This window comes from Brevundimonas sp. TWP2-3-4b1, from assembly GCF_049897665.1.
In the GTDB taxonomy this organism is placed as follows: Bacteria; Pseudomonadota; Alphaproteobacteria; order Caulobacterales; family Caulobacteraceae; genus Brevundimonas; species Brevundimonas subvibrioides_B.
In genome coordinates this window covers 76,805-93,432 of sequence record NZ_JAFCWQ010000010.1, presented here as the reverse complement: position 1 = coordinate 93,432, position 16,628 = coordinate 76,805, and the positions used below count along the sequence as shown (strand labels likewise).

The following is a 16,628-nucleotide window of genomic DNA, read 5'->3' as shown; positions in this document are numbered from 1 at the left end:
GGCGCACAGGTCCCCGGCGCGCGCGGCGACAGCCTGCTGCGGCGAGGCCGGATATAGCGGTGGTTGCGGGGTGCGTCCATGTATCCACGTCGGCTGTGGGGACATTGAGAACGGGTCGCAAATTTAGGGGCTTGCGGCCGTGATTTCGACCCTGTCCATCACCGACCTCCGGCTCGCCCGCGGCGAACGCACCCTCTTCAGCGCCTTGTCGTTCGCGGCGTCGTCGGGTGAGGCCGTGGCCCTGACCGGGGCGAACGGCGCGGGCAAGACGTCGCTGCTGCGCGCTATCGCCGGATTCATCCGCTTTGAGGCTGGAGATATCGCGTTTCGCGACGCCGACGACGAGCCGATCGAACCGGAGCGGGCGCGAGCGCATGAAGTGCATCTACTGGGCCACCTGGACGGTCTGAAGGGCGCCCGGACGGCGCGCGATGAGCTGATGTTCCAGTCCCAATGGCTGGGCCACAGCCACCACGGCATCGAGGAGGCGATCGATACCCTCGGCCTGACGCCGCTGCTCGATCTCGAGGTGCGTAAGCTGTCGGCCGGTCAGCGTCGGCGACTGGCGCTGGCCCGGCTGATTGGATCGCCGCGCGCCCTGTGGCTGCTGGATGAGCCATTGAGCCCGCTGGATGCGAGGTGGCGCGAGGCGGTCGGGACGATGATGGCGCGACATCTAGCGGCCGGCGGCCTGATCCTGGCGGCGGTGCATGATCCGCTGCCGATCCCGACCCGGTCGCTGGATCTGGGGGCGGGGCGATGAGGGCGGCATACATCCTCTTCCGGCGCGAGCTGGCCCTGGCCTGGGGCGGGGGGGGCGGGCCGTTGCTGGCCTGCGGTTTCTTCGCCTGTCTGACGACGGTCGTGCCGCTGGCGGCGGGGGGCGATCCGACTGTGCTGAAACCGGTAGCGGCGGGGATCGCCTGGCTGGCGCTGGCCCTGTCCAGCCTGTTGTCGCTGGAGCGGCTGTTCGAGCGGGATCTGGAAGACGGAGCGCTGGACCTGCTGGCGACCGGGCCGCTGGCGCTGGAGGGAGTGTTCGCGATCAAGGCGGTCAGCCAGTGGCTGGCGACCGGACTGCCGCTGGCCCTGACTGCGCCCCTCGCAGCCCTGGCCCTGGGTCAGTCGATCGAACTGGCGCCGCTGACGGCGCTGTCAGCCCTGATCGGGGGTCTGGGTTTCGCCTTCACCGGGGCGCTCGGGGCGGCCCTGGCGCTGGGAGCGAAGCGAGGCGGTCTGCTGATCGCAGTCGTGGTGCTGCCGCTGTTCATTCCGCCGGTGGTGTTCGGATCAGGCGCGCTCGACCGGGCGGCGGCGGGATTGAGCCCGCTCTCGGCGCTGGCGCTGCTGACGGCCTATGTGCTGTTCGCGGCCGTCATCGCCCCTCCGGCGGGCGCCGCGGCGATCCGCAGCGCCCAGGGGTAATCGAGCCTCAGCGGACCGAGGCGTAGGTGTTCAGCGTCTGGGTCAGACGGCCATGCTCGCGCGTGTTCATGCAGCGAGGGGCGGACCAGGCCTCGCCGGTCGCGCGGGCCTGCAGCACCTGATCGGCGGTCACGAAGGTCGGGGGCGCGCCGTGCTCGCGGCGGAAGGCGCTGCGGGTCGCGGCGTCGTTCGTGCACATCATCACCACGCGCTGGGCGCCGGCGGGCGCCTCGGTCGGCAGGCGGTTCTGTTGCGCCAGGGCAGGGGCGGCGACGGACGCGGCGAGGGCGGCGACGGCGGCGATAGTGGTGAAACGGTTCATGGCGGGCTCCTCCTCAAGACCCGAAAGACATCAGGGTTCGGAGGAATAATGCGCGCAATTCCGGCTCTGTAAAGAAAATAAGACAATTCCGCTGCAAACGGATGAAATTAGCGATGGCCCGCAGTCTCGGACAAGGGGCTTTGGCGCCTTTCCGGCGTCTGGCGCGTTGTGTTCCTCCGTGAAGCGCCTCCTCCCCAACCGTCTGAATTTTCCACCGAACTGGCGGGAAGTGCGGGCGCGCGCCCTGGTCCCTGCCGGCGCGCGCATACGCGAATGGCGCGACTGGGTGGTCGAGAACGATCCTGTTTTTGGCTCCTTCCGCCGCCCCGGGCGGACAGAGAAGGTTGCCGCCTCGGTCACCCTGCTGCTGATTCTGGCTGTGGCGATCTTCCTGCTGCTGTTCGACTGGAACTGGCTGAGAGAGCCGATCGGGCGCTGGGCCTCGGCGAAATATGATCGCGAGATCGCGCTCCGTGGCGACCTGGACGTCACCCTGTTCAGCTGGACACCGTCGGTGATCGTGCGCGACCTGAAGTTCGGCGGTCCGCAGTGGGCGCGCGAGGCCGACACCGCCAATGTCGAACGGATCGAGGCGAAGTTCCGGCTGAGGAAGCTGTTCGCCGGCCAGATCGAGATGCCGCTTCTGGCCGTCACGCGGCCCAAGGTCGTGCTGATCTCGACCAGGGACGGCCGGCAGAGCTGGGATCTGGAGCCCAACAAGCCGGACACCGGCGAGGGCCTGAAGCTGCCGCTCATCACCCAGCTGGTCATCGATGACGGCCTCATCTCGCTGGACGCCCAGGATCGCGACATCACCTTGGAAGCCGCGATCACCGCGCGAGAGGCGGCCAGCGCAGCCGACGGCGACACGGGCTTTCGGCTCACCGGCCAGGGATCGATCAACGGCTCGCCCCTGACACTGAAGATCGAAGGTGGGCCCATCATCAATATCCGCCGCGACCGGCCCTATCGGTTCGAAGCGATTCTGGCCGGCGCGCGGTCCCGGCTGGTGGCGGATGGGTCGATCACCCGACCGTTCGATCTGGGTCAGTTCACATCGACCCTGAGCCTGCAGGGTCAGGACCTGAACGACCTCTATCTGCTGACTGGGGTCACCCTGCCGAACACCCCGCCCTATCGGCTGTCCGGCGCCCTGACCCGCGACGATGCGATCTGGACGTTCACTGACTTTAATGGCCGCGTCGGCGCGTCCGACCTGTCCGGCAATGTACGGGTCGATGCGCGAGATCGGTTGAGAGTCGAGGCGGAACTGGCCTCGCGACTGCTCGACATCGATGACCTCATGGCGATCCTGGGCGCCGATACGCGGACGAATACGGCGGGCACCAATACGACGACCGTGGCCTCGGGCTCTGGCCCGCAAATGCTGCTGCCCGACGCGACCCTGCAGGTCGATCGCCTGCGGACCATGGACGGGACCCTCACCTACCGCGCAGCCAGCGTGAAGGCGAACGACCTCGACATCCGTACGGTGCGCCTTGGCGCCGTGCTGGAGGGAGGCGTCCTCGATCTCGATCCCGTCTCCTTCGCCTTCAATCGCGGCGAGCTGAATGGGACGGCGAAAATCAACGCCACGCGTGAGATGCCTTACAGCGCCATCGATTTTCGCCTGGCAGGCTATCCGCTGGAATCGATCGTGCCGGTCCGGGGCGGCGTGGCGCCGATCACGGGCCGGGCCTTGGGTCGTGTGCGTCTGGAGGGGCAGGGCAATTCGATCCATCGCTTCGCCGCCGGATCGAAGGGTTCGATCAGCCTTGTCGTGCCCCAGGGCGAATTGCGCGCCGCCTTCGCTGAACTGCTGGGGGTCAACGCCAGCGCCGGCCTGCTGAAGTTGTTGAGCGGCGACCAGTCGCGCAGTTCGATCCGCTGCGCCGTCGCCGACTTCGAGGTCACAAACGGTGTGGCTCGGGCGAAGACCTTCGTGGTCGATACCGACGTGGTGCTGGCGCAAGGATCGGGTTCGATCAATCTCGGGACCGAGACGATGGACCTGAAGATCGAAGGCGAATCGAAGAGGCCGCGTCTCCTGCGCCTTTGGGCCCCCATCCTTGTGCGCGGTCATCTGTCGGCGCCGAGCGTCGGCGTGGACACGGGCGCTGTCGTCGTCCAGGCCGGGCTGACCGGCCTGCTGGCCGCCGTGGTCGCGCCGATCGCGGCGCTTTTCGCCTTCGTCGAGCCCGGTCTGGCCGAGGACGCTAACTGCGGCTCCCTGATCGCCAATGCGCGGTGAGGCCGGATGGTGCAGGCGTGCGTATCTGGCCTCGTCTTGTTCAGGGAGAAATATCCGATGACTCGTAGAGGCCTGCTCGCGCCGACGCTCGGCGCCATGGTCGCGTCGCTCGGCGCCGCCTGCAGTCCCCTCGGCGTGCTGAATGCGGTGGCTCCGCGCGACCGGGGCGTGCGTCGGGTGGCGCGCGATCTGGAATACGGGGCGGATCTTCGCCAGCGGTTCGACCTCTACGCCCCTGACGGCGCCGGCCCGGCCCTGCCGGTGCTGGTCTTCTTCTACGGCGGCGGCTGGGATTCGGGGGCGAAAGACCTCTACGGCTGGGCGGCGCAAGCTCTGGCGGCTCAGGGGTTCGTCGTTGCCGTACCCGACTATCGGCTCGTCCCGCAGGTGCTGTTCCCGGTCTTCATCGAGGATGCGGCGGCCGCCGTCGCCCGGGTCGCCGAGGTCGCGGCGACCTATGGAGGCGATCCAGCGCGGCTGGGCGTGATCGGCCATTCGGCAGGCGCCCACCTGACCATGATGATCACCCTGAATCGCAGCTACATGGCTGCTGTCGGCAAGCCGGACCTGATCCGGGCGACGGCGGGCCTGGCCGGTCCCTATGACTTCCTGCCGTTCGACGTGGAGTCTTCCATCAATGCCTTCGGCCAGGCGCCCGACCCGGTCCAGACCCAACCCCTGCATTTCGCCCGCGCCGACGCCCCGCCCCTGTGGCTCGGCCATGGCGCTGCCGACGTCATCGTCCACGACGAGGACACCCTCCTGCTTGACGCGCGGATGCGCGAACTGGGTGGGCGCTGCGAGGCCAAACTGTATCCCGGTCTCAGCCACGAAGACCTGATCGCGACCTTCTCGCCACTGTTCCGCAAGAAAGCGCCGGTGCTGGCCGACGTCTCCGCCTTCTTCCATCGCGAGCTGGGCCAGGTCGCGACGAGCCCGTAACGGACGCTCACACGACATGAAGCGCTGCCGTCTCGCCAGAGCCACGATGATCCGCTAGAGGAGGTCATGACAGAACAGAAAAACGAGGCGCTGTCGGCGTCTGAGGCGCTGGATCGCCTTGAAACTCTCTACACCCAATCCGTCGCCGCCTTGCGGGACGCCGTCCGGACCTTCCTCGCCACGGGCGAGCGGGCGGACCCCGAGGCCCGGGCGAACGGGCTGTTTTCCTACCCCTCCCTGAAGATCAGCTGGTTCGGCGACCGCCCCACCAATCTGCCGATCCGCTCCTATGCCCGGATGTCGCGTCAGGGCGTATACGCCACGACGATCACCCGGCCGGATCTGTACCGCCCCTATCTGATGGAGCAGCTGACCCTGCTGCAGCACGACTACGACGTGGCCTTCGAGGTCGGACCGTCGGAGCAGGAGATCCCCTTCCCCTATGTGCTCGACGGCTCGGACGTGGTGCTGAACCCTTCGCAGACGGCGGCCATCGCGCGATATTTCCCGACCACCGACCTGGCCCATATCGGGGACGAGATCTCCGACGGCCTGTTCAATCTGAACCAGGACTTTCCCCTGTCGCAGTTCGACGGGCTGCGCACCGACTTCTCGCTGGCGCGGCTCAGGCACTACACCGGCACGCCGGTCGAGGACGTCCAGTCTTACATCCTGTTCACCAACTACAACCGCTACGTCGACGACTTCGTTCGGTGGGCCTGCGAGCAGCTGAAGGATCCGAACAGCATCTACGAGACCCTGTCGTGCGCCGGCGGCGTGGTGATCACGCGCGAGACCGCGGACGCCGATGCGGTCATGGATGCGGCCTGGAAGAAGCACCAGATGCCCGCCTATCACCTGACCGCGCCGGGCCATAACGGCATCACCCTGGTCAACATCGGGGTCGGGCCGTCGAACGCCAAGACGATCTGCGACCACCTGGCCGTGACCCGGCCGCACGCCTGGCTGATGATCGGCCACTGCGGCGGCCTTCGCCCCAGCCAGACCATCGGCGACTATGTCCTGGCCCACGCCTATCTGCGCGACGACCATGTGCTGGACGCCGTCCTGCCGCCGGACATCCCGATCCCTTCGATCGCCGAGGTCCAGCGCGCCCTCTACGACGCCGCCAAACAGGTCTCCGGCGCGCCGGGCGAAGAGGTCAAGCGGCGCCTGCGCACCGGCACGGTGGTGACCACCGACGACCGGAACTGGGAGCTGCGCTATTCCAAGTCGGCGCTGCGTTTCAACCAGTCCCGCGCCGTGGCCATCGACATGGAGAGCGCCACGATCGCGGCCCAGGGCTATCGCTTCCGCGTGCCCTACGGGACCCTGCTGTGCGTGTCCGACAAGCCGCTGCACGGCGAGATCAAGCTGCCGGGCCAGGCGAACCGCTTCTACGAGGGTTCGATCTCGGAACACCTCCAGATCGGCATCCAGGCGATCGACCTGCTGCGCAAGGAGGGAGCGAGCCTTCACTCCCGCAAGCTGCGCGCCTTCGACGAGCCGCCGTTCCGCTGACCGGTCCGGTTCGTCCGGACGGAAAACACCCTGACGAAACGGACGAAACGGACGAAATCTCCTTTGCTGGGCAGCGGGCGAAAGCCGGTTCGCGAGGATTGTAACCCGGCTGCAAGGAGCGTCGAACAAAACGCCCTTCGTTAGACCCGGCCTCTGATTTGAAAGGCGGATTCGGACGATCCGTTGATGGGTATGGGCGTCAATCCGGGCATCGGAAGTGAATGAGCGAGGCCGTCAGGGCTTCCTGAACAGGTAGAGACCGAAGCTGAGCCAGGGCCTTCCGAAGTCGAAGGTGGTCCTGGACAGGTCGGCGCGCCGGCGGATCGACGGCGCGGCCGGGTCCCCGGGATTGGCGACGAGCCAGTCGCGGACGCGCGTGTCGGCGCCGCCGAAGAAGGCGTCCCAATCGGCGTCCGGGGCGATCCCGGCCGAGACGACCTCCAGGCCGGCGGCTTCAGCGGCGGCCAGCCAGCCCTCGTGGGTCGCGTAGTCGCCGGTCGCTCCGATCACCTGACGCAGGGGCTCGGGTGGTTCGCCCTTCCAGGTCAGATCCCCCCACAGCAGCCAGCCGGACGAGGCCAGTCTGTCGGACATGCGGGCGAAGATCCCGGTGGCGGACCGGATGCCCGGCCCGGCCGGTTCGGTTGAGCCCAGGGCCACGATCAGGTCGGCGGGGGCGAGCCGGTCGAGCGCCGTGGCCGAGCCTTCGGCGACCACGGCGACCCTGTCGGCCACACCGGCCGCTTCGGCGCGGACGCGGATCATCTCCGCCATGTCGGGATAGCGTTCGATCGCCTGGACCCGCAGGCCGAAGTCCCGCGCAAGGGCGACCGACACCCCTCCGGCCCCGGCGCCGATGTCTAGCGCGACTGCGCCTTCCAGCAGGCCGGTCCGGGCGACCAGGCCCAGGATGGCGTCGAGAGTCACGGGGTTGGCGACCTCGAATCCGGCATAGGCGATGCTGTGGTAGGTCGGCGTCATGGGCGGATCCGATGGTCTGGTGCTCTCCGACATCCGTGCACCCCGGCGACGGCCGGGGTCCAGATCACGGATACGGAAGTTTGGGATATCGCACCGCAGGCTAGTTGATGAGTCGGCGTGCTCCATCTGCACCCCGGCCGTCGCCGGGGTGCACGGAGGAAGGAAGAACGAAGTAGCCAAAAGCACTTTACAACACAAAGTGCATGTGGGATTGAAGCGCATCACCCCACGGACGCACCCGCGATGACCGCCACCACCTTCGACCCCGTCGTCTCCTCCCACGCCCCGCCGACACTCGCCATCGCGGCCGGTCGCAACCTGATCGCCGCCGGTTCGATCTTCGGCGGCGCCAACCTGTTCCAGTGGGGCGTGATGAGCGGGGGCCCTGCCTCTGCACCCGGCGATGCTGTCCCTCAGCTGGCCGGTAGCGGTCGCCGCCTTCATCATCACCGTGCGACGCCTGCGCGGCGCGGGCGGTGAACCGGCGCTGCGGGCGGCCTCGTGGTCGCGCCGGGCCATCCTGCTCCAGATCGTCGCGGCTGTGTCGCTGGCGATCGTATCCGGCGTGACGCAGAACTGGGCGCTGATGATGTGGATGCCGCCGATCGGTCTGGCCTTCTACGGTGCCGCCTGGGCCGTCGCGGCCTTCCGCGGCGGACCATCCTGGGCGGGCGGCGTGGCGCTCGGCGCCCTGGGCGGAACGATGGGTGTCGCGTCGCTGGTCGGCACGCCGACACAGTACCTCGCCTATGCCTGCGGCCTGGTTTGTGCGGCCCTGATCCCCGGTCTGATGCTGGCCTTCGGCCGCGCCCGCTGACACCGAACACAAACTGGAAAACCCGAACATGACCGATCCAAACAACGACACCGCCGACATCGCCTGGCTGCGCAGTCTCGCCGAGGAAGGCGCGAAGACGCCGCCTCATGGCGGATCCATCCTGTTCGCGGCCGGACTGATCTGGGGGACGGCCAGCGTCGCGCACTGGTTCATCATCACGGGCCTGTTTCCCGTCGATCCCGGCGGTTACGGCCTGATCTGGGGCGTGGCCCTGCTGGTCTTCTTCGCCACCCTGGTCGTCCTGATCCGCCGGCTGAAGGCGCAGGGAGGAGTCGAGACCGCCGCCAATCGCGCCTTCAGCAGCGTCTGGTCGGCCCTTGGATGGGGCATCTTTTCGCTGTTCACGGCCCTGATGTTGCTCGACGTCAGCCGGACGGGCGAGGTGAATATGGCGGAATGGTCGCTGGCCATCCCCTCGATCATCATGACCTTCTATGGAATGGGCTGGGCAGTCTCCGCGACCATGCTGCGCCAACGCAGGCTCTGGGTGCTGGCGATCGCGTCCTTCGTCGCAGCGCCCGTGCTGGCTTTGATTTCGGGCTCTACGGCCCAGTATCTGGCCTATGCCGCGACCATGTATCTGCTGATGGCGCTGCCGGGTTACCTGCTGATGCGCGCCGCGAACCGGGGCTGAGAATGGCCGACGATTTCGATATCGGCCGGATCGACGACGTCATCCATGGACGGGTTCGTCTCGGCATCATGGCGGCCCTGTCCGGGGTCGAGAGCGCCGACTTCGGCACCCTGAAGGCGCGGCTCCAGACCACCGACGGCAACCTGTCGGTTCATCTGAGGAAGCTGGAGGAGGCGGGGTTCGTCGCCGTGACCAAGCGTTTCGTGGGTCGCAAGCCCCTGACCGAGGCCTCGATGACCGAGGTCGGCAGGAAGGCCTTCCTCGCCTATCTGGATGCCATGGCCGGGCTGGTCGGGCCGCGCTGAAACACCTTATAGGGAGGCCATGACCTCCCGCATCCACGCCTTCGACGCGCTCGACAATTTCCGAGACTATGGCGGCTACGACACCGCCGCCGGCCGGGTGCTCAAGACGGGCCGGCTCTTCCGGTCGGCGCATCAGGCCTCGGCCTCGGAGGCGGATCTGGATCGGCTGGCGGCGCTGGACCTCGGCGTGGTCGTCGATCTGCGTCGTCCGGTTGAACGGCGTCGGCAGCCGTCGAAGCGGGCCGCCAACTTCACCGGCCAGGTGTTCGAGAGCGATCTCGACGAGGCCGGCGAGGCGCCGCACATCACCTTCCTCAAGACCGCGGACCTGACGCCTGACTCGGGCCGCCGGTTCATGACCGCGACCTATCGCCAGCTGCCTTTCGCTCCGGCTCATATCGACCTGTTCGGCCGCTATTTCTCCGCCCTGGGCGAGACCGATCGGCCGGTGCTGATCCACTGCGCGGCGGGCAAGGATCGGACCGGCATGCTGGCGGCCCTGACCCATCACCTGCTGGGCGTTGGCCACGACGACCTGATGCAGGACTACCTGCTGACCAATACGGCAGTGGATCTGGTCGGCCGCGCGCCGGCCATCGCCGAACAGCTGAAGGGCTTCACCGGGCGTGAGGCCTCGCACGACGCCGTGGTGGCCTTCATGGGGGTCGAGCCCGCCTATCTGGACGCCGCCATCGCCGCCATCGATGAGCGGTACGGCTCGATCGACGGCTATCTGGAACAGGCGCTCGGGGTCGATGCCGCCCTGCGCGCCCGGATCACGGAGCGGCTGGCAGCGTGACAGGCGAGGGGACTCTGGCCATTCGCGTCGTCAGGACCCTCGACTGGGTCGAGCCCCTGGCCGTCGCGGCCGGGCTGGCGCATCGCCAGGGGGCCTTGTGTCTCCTGTCCGACGGCGGCCCCAACGCGCGGCGCTCCTGGGTCGCCTGCGCCCCCGACCGGATCGTCGCGACGCGGATGGAGGCATCCCATTCCTTCGCCGCACTGGCAGAGGACGGGATGGACCGGTTCGTGGTCGGGCTTGCGACCTATGACGCCGGGGCCCGCCCGGCGACCGGAGATCGGGGGGCGTCGCCGGGAGACTGGCCGGATCTGATGCTGGCCCGCTATCCGGCCATGCTGGTCTTCGATCACGAAGCGCGGACGGTCTCGGCCATAGGGCTGGGGCGGGACGAGGGCGAGGCGACCGGGACGGCGGACGAGGCCGTCGGCTGGATCGTTTCGGCGACCCCTGGCGCGCCCGGCGGCGTCCCGGCAGCGCGCTTCGAGCCGGAGCGGCCCGAGCGGGATTACACCGATGCCGTCGCCAACGTCGTGGCGCGAATCGCGGCCGGCGAATTGTTTCAGGCCAATATCGCCCGGGCCTGGAGCGGCGAACTCGAGCCCCAGGCCGACCCGTTCGACGTGTTCGCCCGGCTGGCGGCGGGAGGGGCGCCCTATGGCGCCTTCTGGCGGATCGGGGACCGGGTGCTGGTGTCCAACTCGCCGGAGTTGTTCCTGACCTTCGATCCCCACACCCGGCGGATCGAGACGCGGCCGATCAAAGGCACCCGCCCTCGCGACGCAGACCCCGGGATCGATGCGGCACAGGCGGCCGAACTGATCGCCAGCGCCAAGGATCGGGCCGAGAACCTGATGATCGTCGACCTGATGCGCAACGACCTGTCGCGCGTCTCGCGACCGGGCTCCGTCGTGGTCGAGTCCCTGTTCGAGCTGGAGAGCTTCGCCACCGTCCACCACCTGGTCTCGACCGTGACCGGCGTGGCCGAGCCGGGCGTCGGTCCGGCCGAGGTGCTGGCGGCGTCCTTCCCGCCGGGATCGATCACCGGCGCGCCCAAGCATCAGGCCATGCGGGTGATCGCGGCTCACGAAGGCCCGCGCGGGGCCTGGTGCGGCAGTCTGTTCCTGCTGGACGACGACGGCGCGCTGACGGCCTCGGTGCTGATCCGGACCATCGCCTTCTGGCGCGAGGGCGAGACCTGGGCGTTCCGGACCCTGGCCGGGGCGGGGATCGTGGCCGACAGCGATCCGGCCTCTGAGCTTCAGGAAACGGACACCAAGATCGCGGCGATCCGACAGGCGCTCGTCGGCTAGGACCGCCTAGCAGTTCGTGCAGGTGATGGTGTTCACGAGCCGCGGCCGGAGCCAGTAGGTGTGGCTGAATTGCTTGGTCCCGAGGACCTGGTTGAGCGGCGAGACATAGTCGTAGGTCCCCTCGCTCATGATGATGCTCTCGCCGTTCTCGATCAGGCCGGCGGGAACGGTCACGACCCCCGTGCGCACGGTCATGCCCTTGCCCCGGCTCCAGGTCACCCGCGCCACGCCGTCGGTTCCCCGGGTGATGGCGGTGACGCGCAGCTTCAGCGCGCTGTCCGGGAAGGGCGCCAGGACGAGGCCGCCGATAGCGAAGGTGTCGTCGATCAGGTCGGTGTCGACCGCCTGGTACTGGGCCACGATGTCGGCGACCTGGGACGTCGAGTGACTCATCCGGCGCTGGGCCATATAGGCCTGGCAGAACTCGGCGAGGCCGAAATAGATCAGGATCAGGACGGGGGCGAGCAGGGCGAACTCGACGGCGGACACGCCGGACCCGTCGCGACCGAAACGGCGCAGGAAGCCCAGGCTGGCGGAGCGGCGCAGGCTCACGGCGTGGACCCGCGATAGGGCTCGTTGCGGAAGGCGGTGGCGACCGAGATCACGGCGGCGCCGGAGTCCAGCCGCGACATGGCCTGCTGCATGAAGGGTGTGACCAGCGGCTGGGAGTACCAGACGCGGACCAGCATCAGGTCGCCCGGCTGGCCCTTGTTGTATTGAAGATCGCCCGTGTTCATGACGCCGTTGCGGATCGGACTGTCCGGGATGCCGTCGGTGAACCGGGGCATGACGCGGACATCGACGTCGGCGCGGCTGCCGCAGTCGCCCTCGAAAACGCTCATCTCGGCGCACAGGGCTGTCTTGAACTGGGCCGCAGAGATGTTCCCGGTGTCGGCCTGGCCGGTGCGAACCAGCCGGCTGGCGGTCAACACGGCGTTCTCGAGCGTGGAGTCGATCAGGAAGACCAGGCCGAGTTCCAGCACCGCGAAGATCATGAAGAAGAACGGGGCAGCGACCATGGCGAACTCGACCGCCGCAGCGCCTTCACGGGGCGTGCGGACGGCGGCCCGGCCGCGCCTGAGGAACAGGGACCGGCTCATGGATCAGGGGGTCGGGGCGGAAGCTGCCGGAGCCGCCGCGGCGGTGGCGGGACCGGAGACGTTGCGGATGCTGGGCGCGCAGGAGGCGGCGCAGGCCATCTCGGTCGCCTGGGCGCCGCGCCACACGCGGACGGATCCGGTCGAGCCGCCGGTGACGACGATCTCGCCCTGGAAGATGGTCCGTCCGACGCCATCCACGGCGACGACCTCGGTCACGCCATAGCCCTTGCCGGTGACGAACAGGGTGTTGGCGTCCACGACCGTGACATCGGCGATGGCCGGGTTGCCGACGATGACCGAAGCGGCCGATCCCGTCAGGCCGATGCGGGCCGAACGGTCAATCTCGACGTTCAGCGTCTGAGCCTGGGCAGCGCCCGCCACCAGCAGAAGGCCGGCGAGGAGGGCGGGGCGCAGCAGGGCAGCGATCGATCCGGCCATGGGTATGTGTCCTTGTAGCTCTGAACGGGCGCGCGCGAGGGCGAGACGCGAAGATCGGCCGGAATCCTCTACAAACTCTAAAGTGAGAGAATTTCGGCTATGTTTCGTTCAGACGTCTGAACAAGCGTTAACGCATGACCTTGTTTGCATCGACCCGAGGTGCCGTCTTATTCAGTGATGGCGGGCGTTTGCTGCGACGACGATCGAAACATGCAAACTTTTCACAGTAAACGCGCAGGTAACCACGCCTTCTAGCCCCGTTTTAACCGGTCCAGGCCAATATGCCCATGCGTTTGGGGGACAAGCGGGCGACCGAGCCTCCCAGCCATCGTTGCTCGCTTCACAGATTTCACAAGGAAGAACACCATGACCAAGTTCGTTTCGCGTTTCGCCAAGGACGAGTCGGGCGCTACGGCCATCGAGTACGGCCTGATCGCGGCTCTGATCGCCGTTGTCATCATCGGCGCCGTGCAACTGGTCGGCACCAACCTGTCGGCCACGTTCGGCAAGGTGTCGGCCAAGCTCGGCTAAGCCCTCACGGTTCTTGAAAGCGGGGGCCGGCGCGGAAACGCGCCGGCCCTTTGTTTTTTTCCGGCGAGGTCGTCGCGGCAACCCGGATTTAACCCGCCCCATGCAGAATGCAGTCATGGACATCGTTTCCCTCGCCCTGCTCAGCGTCCTGCCCGGCCTGGTCATCGCTGCGGCCCTGTCGGACCTGACGACGATGCGGATTCCGAACTGGCTGTCGGGATCCCTGATCCTCGGATTCTTCCCGGCGGCCCTGGCGGTCGGCCTGCCGGTCGACATGGTCGGCATGCATGGCGGCGTGGCCGTCATCGCCCTTCTGGTCGGCATGGGTCTTTTCGCGCTTCGGGTCATCGGCGGCGGAGACGCCAAGCTGATCGCCGCCGCCTGCCTGTGGCTGGGGCCGTCGGCGTCCTTTGAATTCATTCTCTGGACCGCAGTGGTCGGCGGCCTGCTGTCGCTGGCCCTGATCGTCGCCCGGCGCGATGTCGCGCCCCACATCGTCGGCGGTCCGGTCTGGGTCCACACCCTGCTCGAGACCAAGGGCGACATTCCCTATGGCATCGCCATCTGCGCCGGCGCCCTGATGGCGTTTCCTTCCAGCGCTCTGCTCGCGGCCTTCGCCGCCGGCTAGCTAGGCTTGCGCGTTTAGCGTCGCGTTAACCCGCGACCGCCATGGTCGTTAACGGTAGACCGCAGGAGCCACGATTCGGGCCCGGTCTCGCCGGAGACCGTCGATGAAGCCCGCCCGTATCGCCGTCATCTGCATCGCCGCCGTGGCCGCCATCGGTCTGGCCCTGGTCGTGCGCGCCATGGGATCGTCCTCTGGCGAGCCTGCGGCTGTTGCTGCAGCAGCCGAACCCGCGCGACCGATGGCCAAGGTCCTGGTCGCCGCGCGTGATCTGGCGCCCGGTCAACGGCTCACCGACGCCGACCTGGAATGGAAGGACTGGCCCGCCGACGAGGTCAATCCCGCCTTCATCACCGACGGATCCGTCCCCGTGCCCCAGGCTGAAGCCGCCGCCGCCGAGGGCGAGGCCGCCAAAGCCGAGGAAGAAGACAAGCCCGAGGGCACGGTCGCCCGCGTCACCCGCGCCGCCGAGGCGCTGACCGGCGGCGGAGCCAAGTCGGAATATTTCGGGTCGGTCGTTCGCGAACCGATCCTGGCCGGTGAGCCGATCGTGGGCCGCAAGATCGTCCGCGCCGGCGACAGCGGCTACATGGCCGCCTATCTGGAGCCCGGCATGCGGGCCATGGCCGTCGCCGTGTCGACCGAGACCGCCGCCGGCGGCTTCATCCTGCCGGGCGACCGGGTCGACGTGCTCGTCACCGTCGAGCTGGAACGCGGCTCGGACGATGCTCCGAACCAGGCCAAGTTCGCCAGTCGTCTGGTGCTGCAGAACGTCAAGGTCCTGGCCATCGACCAGTCGACCCGCGCCGAGGACGACCAGCAGGCCGTGGTCGGCGCCACCGCCACCCTGGAGATCGCGCCCAGCGACACCGAGACCCTCGCCCTGGCCAAGGCGGCCGGCATTCTTTCGCTGACCCTGCGGTCCTATGCCGACACCGCCGGGCCCTCGGGTCGCGTGGGTCCGGCGGCCCGGACGCCGGTCGCCAGTCGTCCCGCTACGGTCCGCATCTTCCGCGGCGGAGAACCCGAAGTGGTGAGCGTCCAATGACCGCCTCTGTGAACCGTTTCGTCGCCCTGGCCTGCGCCGCCCTCGTCACCGCAGGCGCCGCCGCTCCCGCGACGGCCCAGACCTATGGCGCGCGCCAGACGGTCGCGGCGGGTTCCGGTCCGCAGCTGGTCAACCTGCCGCGCGGCACCTCCTTCGCCGTCGACCTTCCCGCCGATGCGCGGGACGTCATCTTGTCGAACCCGACCGTGGCCGAGGCCAATGTGCATTCGCCACGCCGCATCACCATCATCGGCATCGCGCCCGGCGAAACCGACGCGGTCTTCCTTGACGCCGCCGGCCGCCAGATCCTGACCCTGCGCGTCCGCGTGGACGCCGGCACCTCGGCCCTGCAGGACACGCTCAGCCGCATCGCTCCGGGGGCCCAGGTCCACGCCGAGGCGGTCAACGACAGCATCATCCTGACCGGCATGGTCACCAGCACCGCCGAGGCCGAACGGATCGTCTCGGTCGCCCGCGCCTTCGTCTCGGCGCCGGAGAAGGTGCTGAACATGATGACCGTGGCCGAGTCCGACCAGGTCACTCTGCGTGTCCGGGTGGTCGAGGTTCAGCGAGACGCCATCAAGCAACTGGGCTTCGACACCAATGCGGTTCTGGGCCGAGTCGGCGATGCCCAGTTCATGCTCGGACAGGCCGCGAACTTCGCGACGAACGGGAGCCTGCTGGGCGGGCTTACCAGCGGGATCAGCCGCGACACGCGGTTCCAGCCCCAACTGGTCATCCCCTGCTCGCCCGGCGTGACCGGCACCTGCTATGGCGTCATCGACGGCCCCAACAATCGCTACAACATAGAGAACTGGGACACGGCCACCGCCCGCGAGACCGTCGGGGACGATGGGCTGAACCGCGGAAACGCCACTATCAAGGCCTTCGAGCGGGTGGGGCTTATCCGCACCTTGGCCGAACCGAACCTGACCTCGGTCAATGGCGAGAGCGCAAGTTTCTTGGCCGGCGGCGAATATCCCGTTCCGACGGGTCGCGACCGCGACGGCAATGTCACCATCGAGTTCAAGCCGTATGGCGTGAACCTGGCGTTCCGGCCCGTGGTCCTGTCGGGCGGCCGGATCTCGCTGCAGATCAATGTGGAGGTCTCGGAGCTGACCCAGACCGGCGGCATCATCCTTGGTGCCGGTACGGCATCGTCACTCGCCATCGCAGGCCTGAACGTGCGTCGCGTGCAGAACACCGTCGAGATCCCGTCGGGCGGCTCCATGATGATCGCCGGACTGCTGCAGGAAGAGACACGTCAGACGATCGACGGCCTCCCCGGCATAGGCGCCCTGCCGATCCTAGGCCAGCTGTTCCGGTCGCGGGATTACCTGTCAGGCGAGACCGAGCTGGCGATCATCGTCGAGCCCTTCATCGTCAACCCGACTTCGCGTGATCGCCTGCAGACCCCGGCCGACGGCCTGCGGATCGCAACCGACGCCCAGACCATCTTCTTCGGCCAGTTGAACCAGGCCTACGGTTCGCCGGCTCCGACCAACTCGGGCTCCGCCGGTTGGCAGGGTCCGGTGGGCTATGTGATCGAGTGAGC

The 16,628-nt window shown here is 68.0% G+C and carries 20 protein-coding genes; 15 read left to right on the top strand and 5 right to left on the bottom strand.

The window, feature by feature from the left end; translation table 11 throughout:
- Positions 1–139: 139 nt before the first annotated feature.
- The gene (ccmA, locus tag ACP7A5_RS09845; RefSeq protein ID WP_426041753.1) at positions 140–763 is read left to right on the top strand and encodes a heme ABC exporter ATP-binding protein CcmA; all 624 of its coding nucleotides are present in this window, start codon (positions 140–142) and stop codon (positions 761–763) included.
- Positions 760–1,425, top strand: coding sequence for a heme exporter protein CcmB (gene ccmB / locus ACP7A5_RS09840; protein ID WP_426041752.1), 666 nt, complete (start codon positions 760–762; stop codon positions 1,423–1,425). The genes ccmA and ccmB overlap by 4 nt, the downstream gene beginning before the upstream one ends.
- A 7-nt stretch (positions 1,426–1,432) precedes the next feature.
- Here the strand turns inward: ccmB and ACP7A5_RS09835 are convergent, their stop codons facing one another.
- Complete coding sequence (locus tag ACP7A5_RS09835; RefSeq protein ID WP_425991955.1) at positions 1,433–1,747, bottom strand: hypothetical protein; 315 nt, start codon at positions 1,745–1,747, stop codon at positions 1,433–1,435.
- A 178-nt stretch (positions 1,748–1,925) separates the two neighbouring features.
- Here ACP7A5_RS09835 and ACP7A5_RS09830 point away from each other — a divergent pair, with 178 nt between their 5' ends.
- From ACP7A5_RS09830 to ACP7A5_RS09820, 3 genes are all read left to right on the top strand, one after another.
- Positions 1,926–3,998 (top strand): AsmA family protein, encoded by a 2,073-nt coding sequence (locus tag ACP7A5_RS09830; protein ID WP_426041751.1) that lies wholly within the window; start codon positions 1,926–1,928, stop codon positions 3,996–3,998.
- A gap of 57 nt (positions 3,999–4,055) precedes the next feature.
- On the top strand, positions 4,056–4,940 hold the full coding sequence (locus tag ACP7A5_RS09825; RefSeq protein ID WP_426041750.1) for an alpha/beta hydrolase: 885 nt from the start codon (positions 4,056–4,058) through the stop codon (positions 4,938–4,940).
- A gap of 66 nt (positions 4,941–5,006) precedes the next feature.
- Complete coding sequence (locus tag ACP7A5_RS09820; RefSeq protein WP_426041749.1) at positions 5,007–6,461, top strand: AMP nucleosidase; 1,455 nt, start codon at positions 5,007–5,009, stop codon at positions 6,459–6,461.
- Between the two features lie 234 nt (positions 6,462–6,695).
- On the opposite strand, the gene ACP7A5_RS09815 is transcribed toward ACP7A5_RS09820, so the two are convergent.
- Positions 6,696–7,442, bottom strand: a complete 747-nt coding sequence (locus ACP7A5_RS09815; RefSeq protein ID WP_426041748.1) for an SAM-dependent methyltransferase — start codon at positions 7,440–7,442, stop codon at positions 6,696–6,698.
- Between the two features lie 243 nt (positions 7,443–7,685).
- Here ACP7A5_RS09815 and ACP7A5_RS09810 point away from each other — a divergent pair, with 243 nt between their 5' ends.
- From ACP7A5_RS09810 to ACP7A5_RS09785, 6 genes are read left to right on the top strand one after another with little or no spacing between them, the layout of a single operon-like run.
- Positions 7,686–7,922 carry a hypothetical protein gene (locus tag ACP7A5_RS09810; RefSeq protein ID WP_426041747.1) on the top strand — a complete coding sequence of 79 codons (237 nt, stop codon included), beginning with the start codon at positions 7,686–7,688 and terminating at the stop codon, positions 7,920–7,922.
- Positions 7,846–8,259 carry a hypothetical protein gene (locus ACP7A5_RS09805; RefSeq protein WP_426041746.1) on the top strand — a complete coding sequence of 138 codons (414 nt, stop codon included), beginning with the start codon at positions 7,846–7,848 and terminating at the stop codon, positions 8,257–8,259. Before ACP7A5_RS09810 ends, ACP7A5_RS09805 begins: the two co-directional genes overlap by 77 nt.
- Positions 8,260–8,287: 28 nt before the next feature.
- Complete coding sequence (locus tag ACP7A5_RS09800) at positions 8,288–8,914, top strand: hypothetical protein (protein ID WP_426041745.1); 627 nt, start codon at positions 8,288–8,290, stop codon at positions 8,912–8,914.
- A 2-nt stretch (positions 8,915–8,916) separates the two neighbouring features.
- A complete protein-coding gene (locus ACP7A5_RS09795) occupies positions 8,917–9,219 on the top strand; it encodes a winged helix-turn-helix domain-containing protein (protein ID WP_426038112.1) in 303 nt (100 codons plus the stop codon).
- Positions 9,220–9,238: 19 nt separating this feature from the next.
- Positions 9,239–10,018 (top strand): tyrosine-protein phosphatase, encoded by a 780-nt coding sequence (locus ACP7A5_RS09790; protein ID WP_426041744.1) that lies wholly within the window; start codon positions 9,239–9,241, stop codon positions 10,016–10,018.
- On the top strand, positions 10,015–11,331 hold the full coding sequence (locus tag ACP7A5_RS09785; RefSeq protein ID WP_426041743.1) for an anthranilate synthase component I family protein: 1,317 nt from the start codon (positions 10,015–10,017) through the stop codon (positions 11,329–11,331). The genes ACP7A5_RS09790 and ACP7A5_RS09785 overlap by 4 nt, the downstream gene beginning before the upstream one ends.
- 6 nt (positions 11,332–11,337) lie before the next feature.
- Here the strand turns inward: ACP7A5_RS09785 and ACP7A5_RS09780 are convergent, their stop codons facing one another.
- Genes ACP7A5_RS09780 through ACP7A5_RS09770 form a run of 3 tightly spaced genes read right to left on the bottom strand, consistent with a single transcriptional unit; the run spans position 11,338 to position 12,869 of the window.
- Positions 11,338–11,883: a TadE/TadG family type IV pilus assembly protein gene (locus ACP7A5_RS09780; RefSeq protein ID WP_426041742.1), complete on the bottom strand. Its 546-nt coding sequence runs from the start codon at positions 11,881–11,883 to the stop codon at positions 11,338–11,340.
- The gene (locus ACP7A5_RS09775; protein WP_426041741.1) at positions 11,880–12,431 is read right to left on the bottom strand and encodes a TadE/TadG family type IV pilus assembly protein; all 552 of its coding nucleotides are present in this window, start codon (positions 12,429–12,431) and stop codon (positions 11,880–11,882) included. The genes ACP7A5_RS09780 and ACP7A5_RS09775 overlap by 4 nt, the downstream gene beginning before the upstream one ends.
- Before the next feature lie 3 nt (positions 12,432–12,434).
- Positions 12,435–12,869 (bottom strand): pilus assembly protein N-terminal domain-containing protein, encoded by a 435-nt coding sequence (locus ACP7A5_RS09770; RefSeq protein WP_426041740.1) that lies wholly within the window; start codon positions 12,867–12,869, stop codon positions 12,435–12,437.
- Between the two features lie 366 nt (positions 12,870–13,235).
- Between ACP7A5_RS09770 and ACP7A5_RS09765 the strand changes: the two genes are divergently transcribed.
- The 4 genes from ACP7A5_RS09765 (at position 13,236) to ACP7A5_RS09750 (ending at position 16,626) form a co-directional block, all read left to right on the top strand.
- On the top strand, positions 13,236–13,400 hold the full coding sequence (locus ACP7A5_RS09765) for a Flp family type IVb pilin (protein WP_298159380.1): 165 nt from the start codon (positions 13,236–13,238) through the stop codon (positions 13,398–13,400).
- Positions 13,401–13,515: 115 nt separating this feature from the next.
- Positions 13,516–14,028, top strand: coding sequence for an A24 family peptidase (locus tag ACP7A5_RS09760; RefSeq protein ID WP_426041739.1), 513 nt, complete (start codon positions 13,516–13,518; stop codon positions 14,026–14,028).
- A gap of 103 nt (positions 14,029–14,131) precedes the next feature.
- Complete coding sequence (gene cpaB / locus ACP7A5_RS09755; protein WP_426041738.1) at positions 14,132–15,073, top strand: Flp pilus assembly protein CpaB; 942 nt, start codon at positions 14,132–14,134, stop codon at positions 15,071–15,073.
- Positions 15,070–16,626, top strand: a complete 1,557-nt coding sequence (locus ACP7A5_RS09750) for a type II and III secretion system protein family protein (RefSeq protein WP_426041737.1) — start codon at positions 15,070–15,072, stop codon at positions 16,624–16,626. The genes cpaB and ACP7A5_RS09750 overlap by 4 nt, the downstream gene beginning before the upstream one ends.
- Positions 16,627–16,628 lie beyond the last annotated feature (2 nt).

Coding starts and splice junctions, on each gene's coding strand:
- ACP7A5_RS09825 (WP_426041750.1), top strand. CDS start 4,056: ATGACTCGTAGAGGCCTGCTCGCGCCGACGCTCGGCGCCATGGTCGCG.
- ACP7A5_RS09775 (WP_426041741.1), bottom strand. CDS start 12,431: ATGAGCCGGTCCCTGTTCCTCAGGCGCGGCCGGGCCGCCGTCCGCACG.
- ACP7A5_RS09750 (WP_426041737.1), top strand. CDS start 15,070: ATGACCGCCTCTGTGAACCGTTTCGTCGCCCTGGCCTGCGCCGCCCTC.
- ACP7A5_RS09835 (WP_425991955.1), bottom strand. CDS start 1,747: ATGAACCGTTTCACCACTATCGCCGCCGTCGCCGCCCTCGCCGCGTCC.
- ACP7A5_RS09815 (WP_426041748.1), bottom strand. CDS start 7,442: ATGACGCCGACCTACCACAGCATCGCCTATGCCGGATTCGAGGTCGCC.
- ACP7A5_RS09770 (WP_426041740.1), bottom strand. CDS start 12,869: ATGGCCGGATCGATCGCTGCCCTGCTGCGCCCCGCCCTCCTCGCCGGC.
- ACP7A5_RS09800 (WP_426041745.1), top strand. CDS start 8,288: ATGACCGATCCAAACAACGACACCGCCGACATCGCCTGGCTGCGCAGT.
- ACP7A5_RS09795 (WP_426038112.1), top strand. CDS start 8,917: ATGGCCGACGATTTCGATATCGGCCGGATCGACGACGTCATCCATGGA.
- ACP7A5_RS09810 (WP_426041747.1), top strand. CDS start 7,686: ATGACCGCCACCACCTTCGACCCCGTCGTCTCCTCCCACGCCCCGCCG.
- ACP7A5_RS09765 (WP_298159380.1), top strand. CDS start 13,236: ATGACCAAGTTCGTTTCGCGTTTCGCCAAGGACGAGTCGGGCGCTACG.
- ACP7A5_RS09760 (WP_426041739.1), top strand. CDS start 13,516: ATGGACATCGTTTCCCTCGCCCTGCTCAGCGTCCTGCCCGGCCTGGTC.
- ACP7A5_RS09790 (WP_426041744.1), top strand. CDS start 9,239: ATGACCTCCCGCATCCACGCCTTCGACGCGCTCGACAATTTCCGAGAC.
- ccmB (WP_426041752.1), top strand. CDS start 760: ATGAGGGCGGCATACATCCTCTTCCGGCGCGAGCTGGCCCTGGCCTGG.
- ACP7A5_RS09820 (WP_426041749.1), top strand. CDS start 5,007: ATGACAGAACAGAAAAACGAGGCGCTGTCGGCGTCTGAGGCGCTGGAT.
- ACP7A5_RS09805 (WP_426041746.1), top strand. CDS start 7,846: ATGCTGTCCCTCAGCTGGCCGGTAGCGGTCGCCGCCTTCATCATCACC.
- cpaB (WP_426041738.1), top strand. CDS start 14,132: ATGAAGCCCGCCCGTATCGCCGTCATCTGCATCGCCGCCGTGGCCGCC.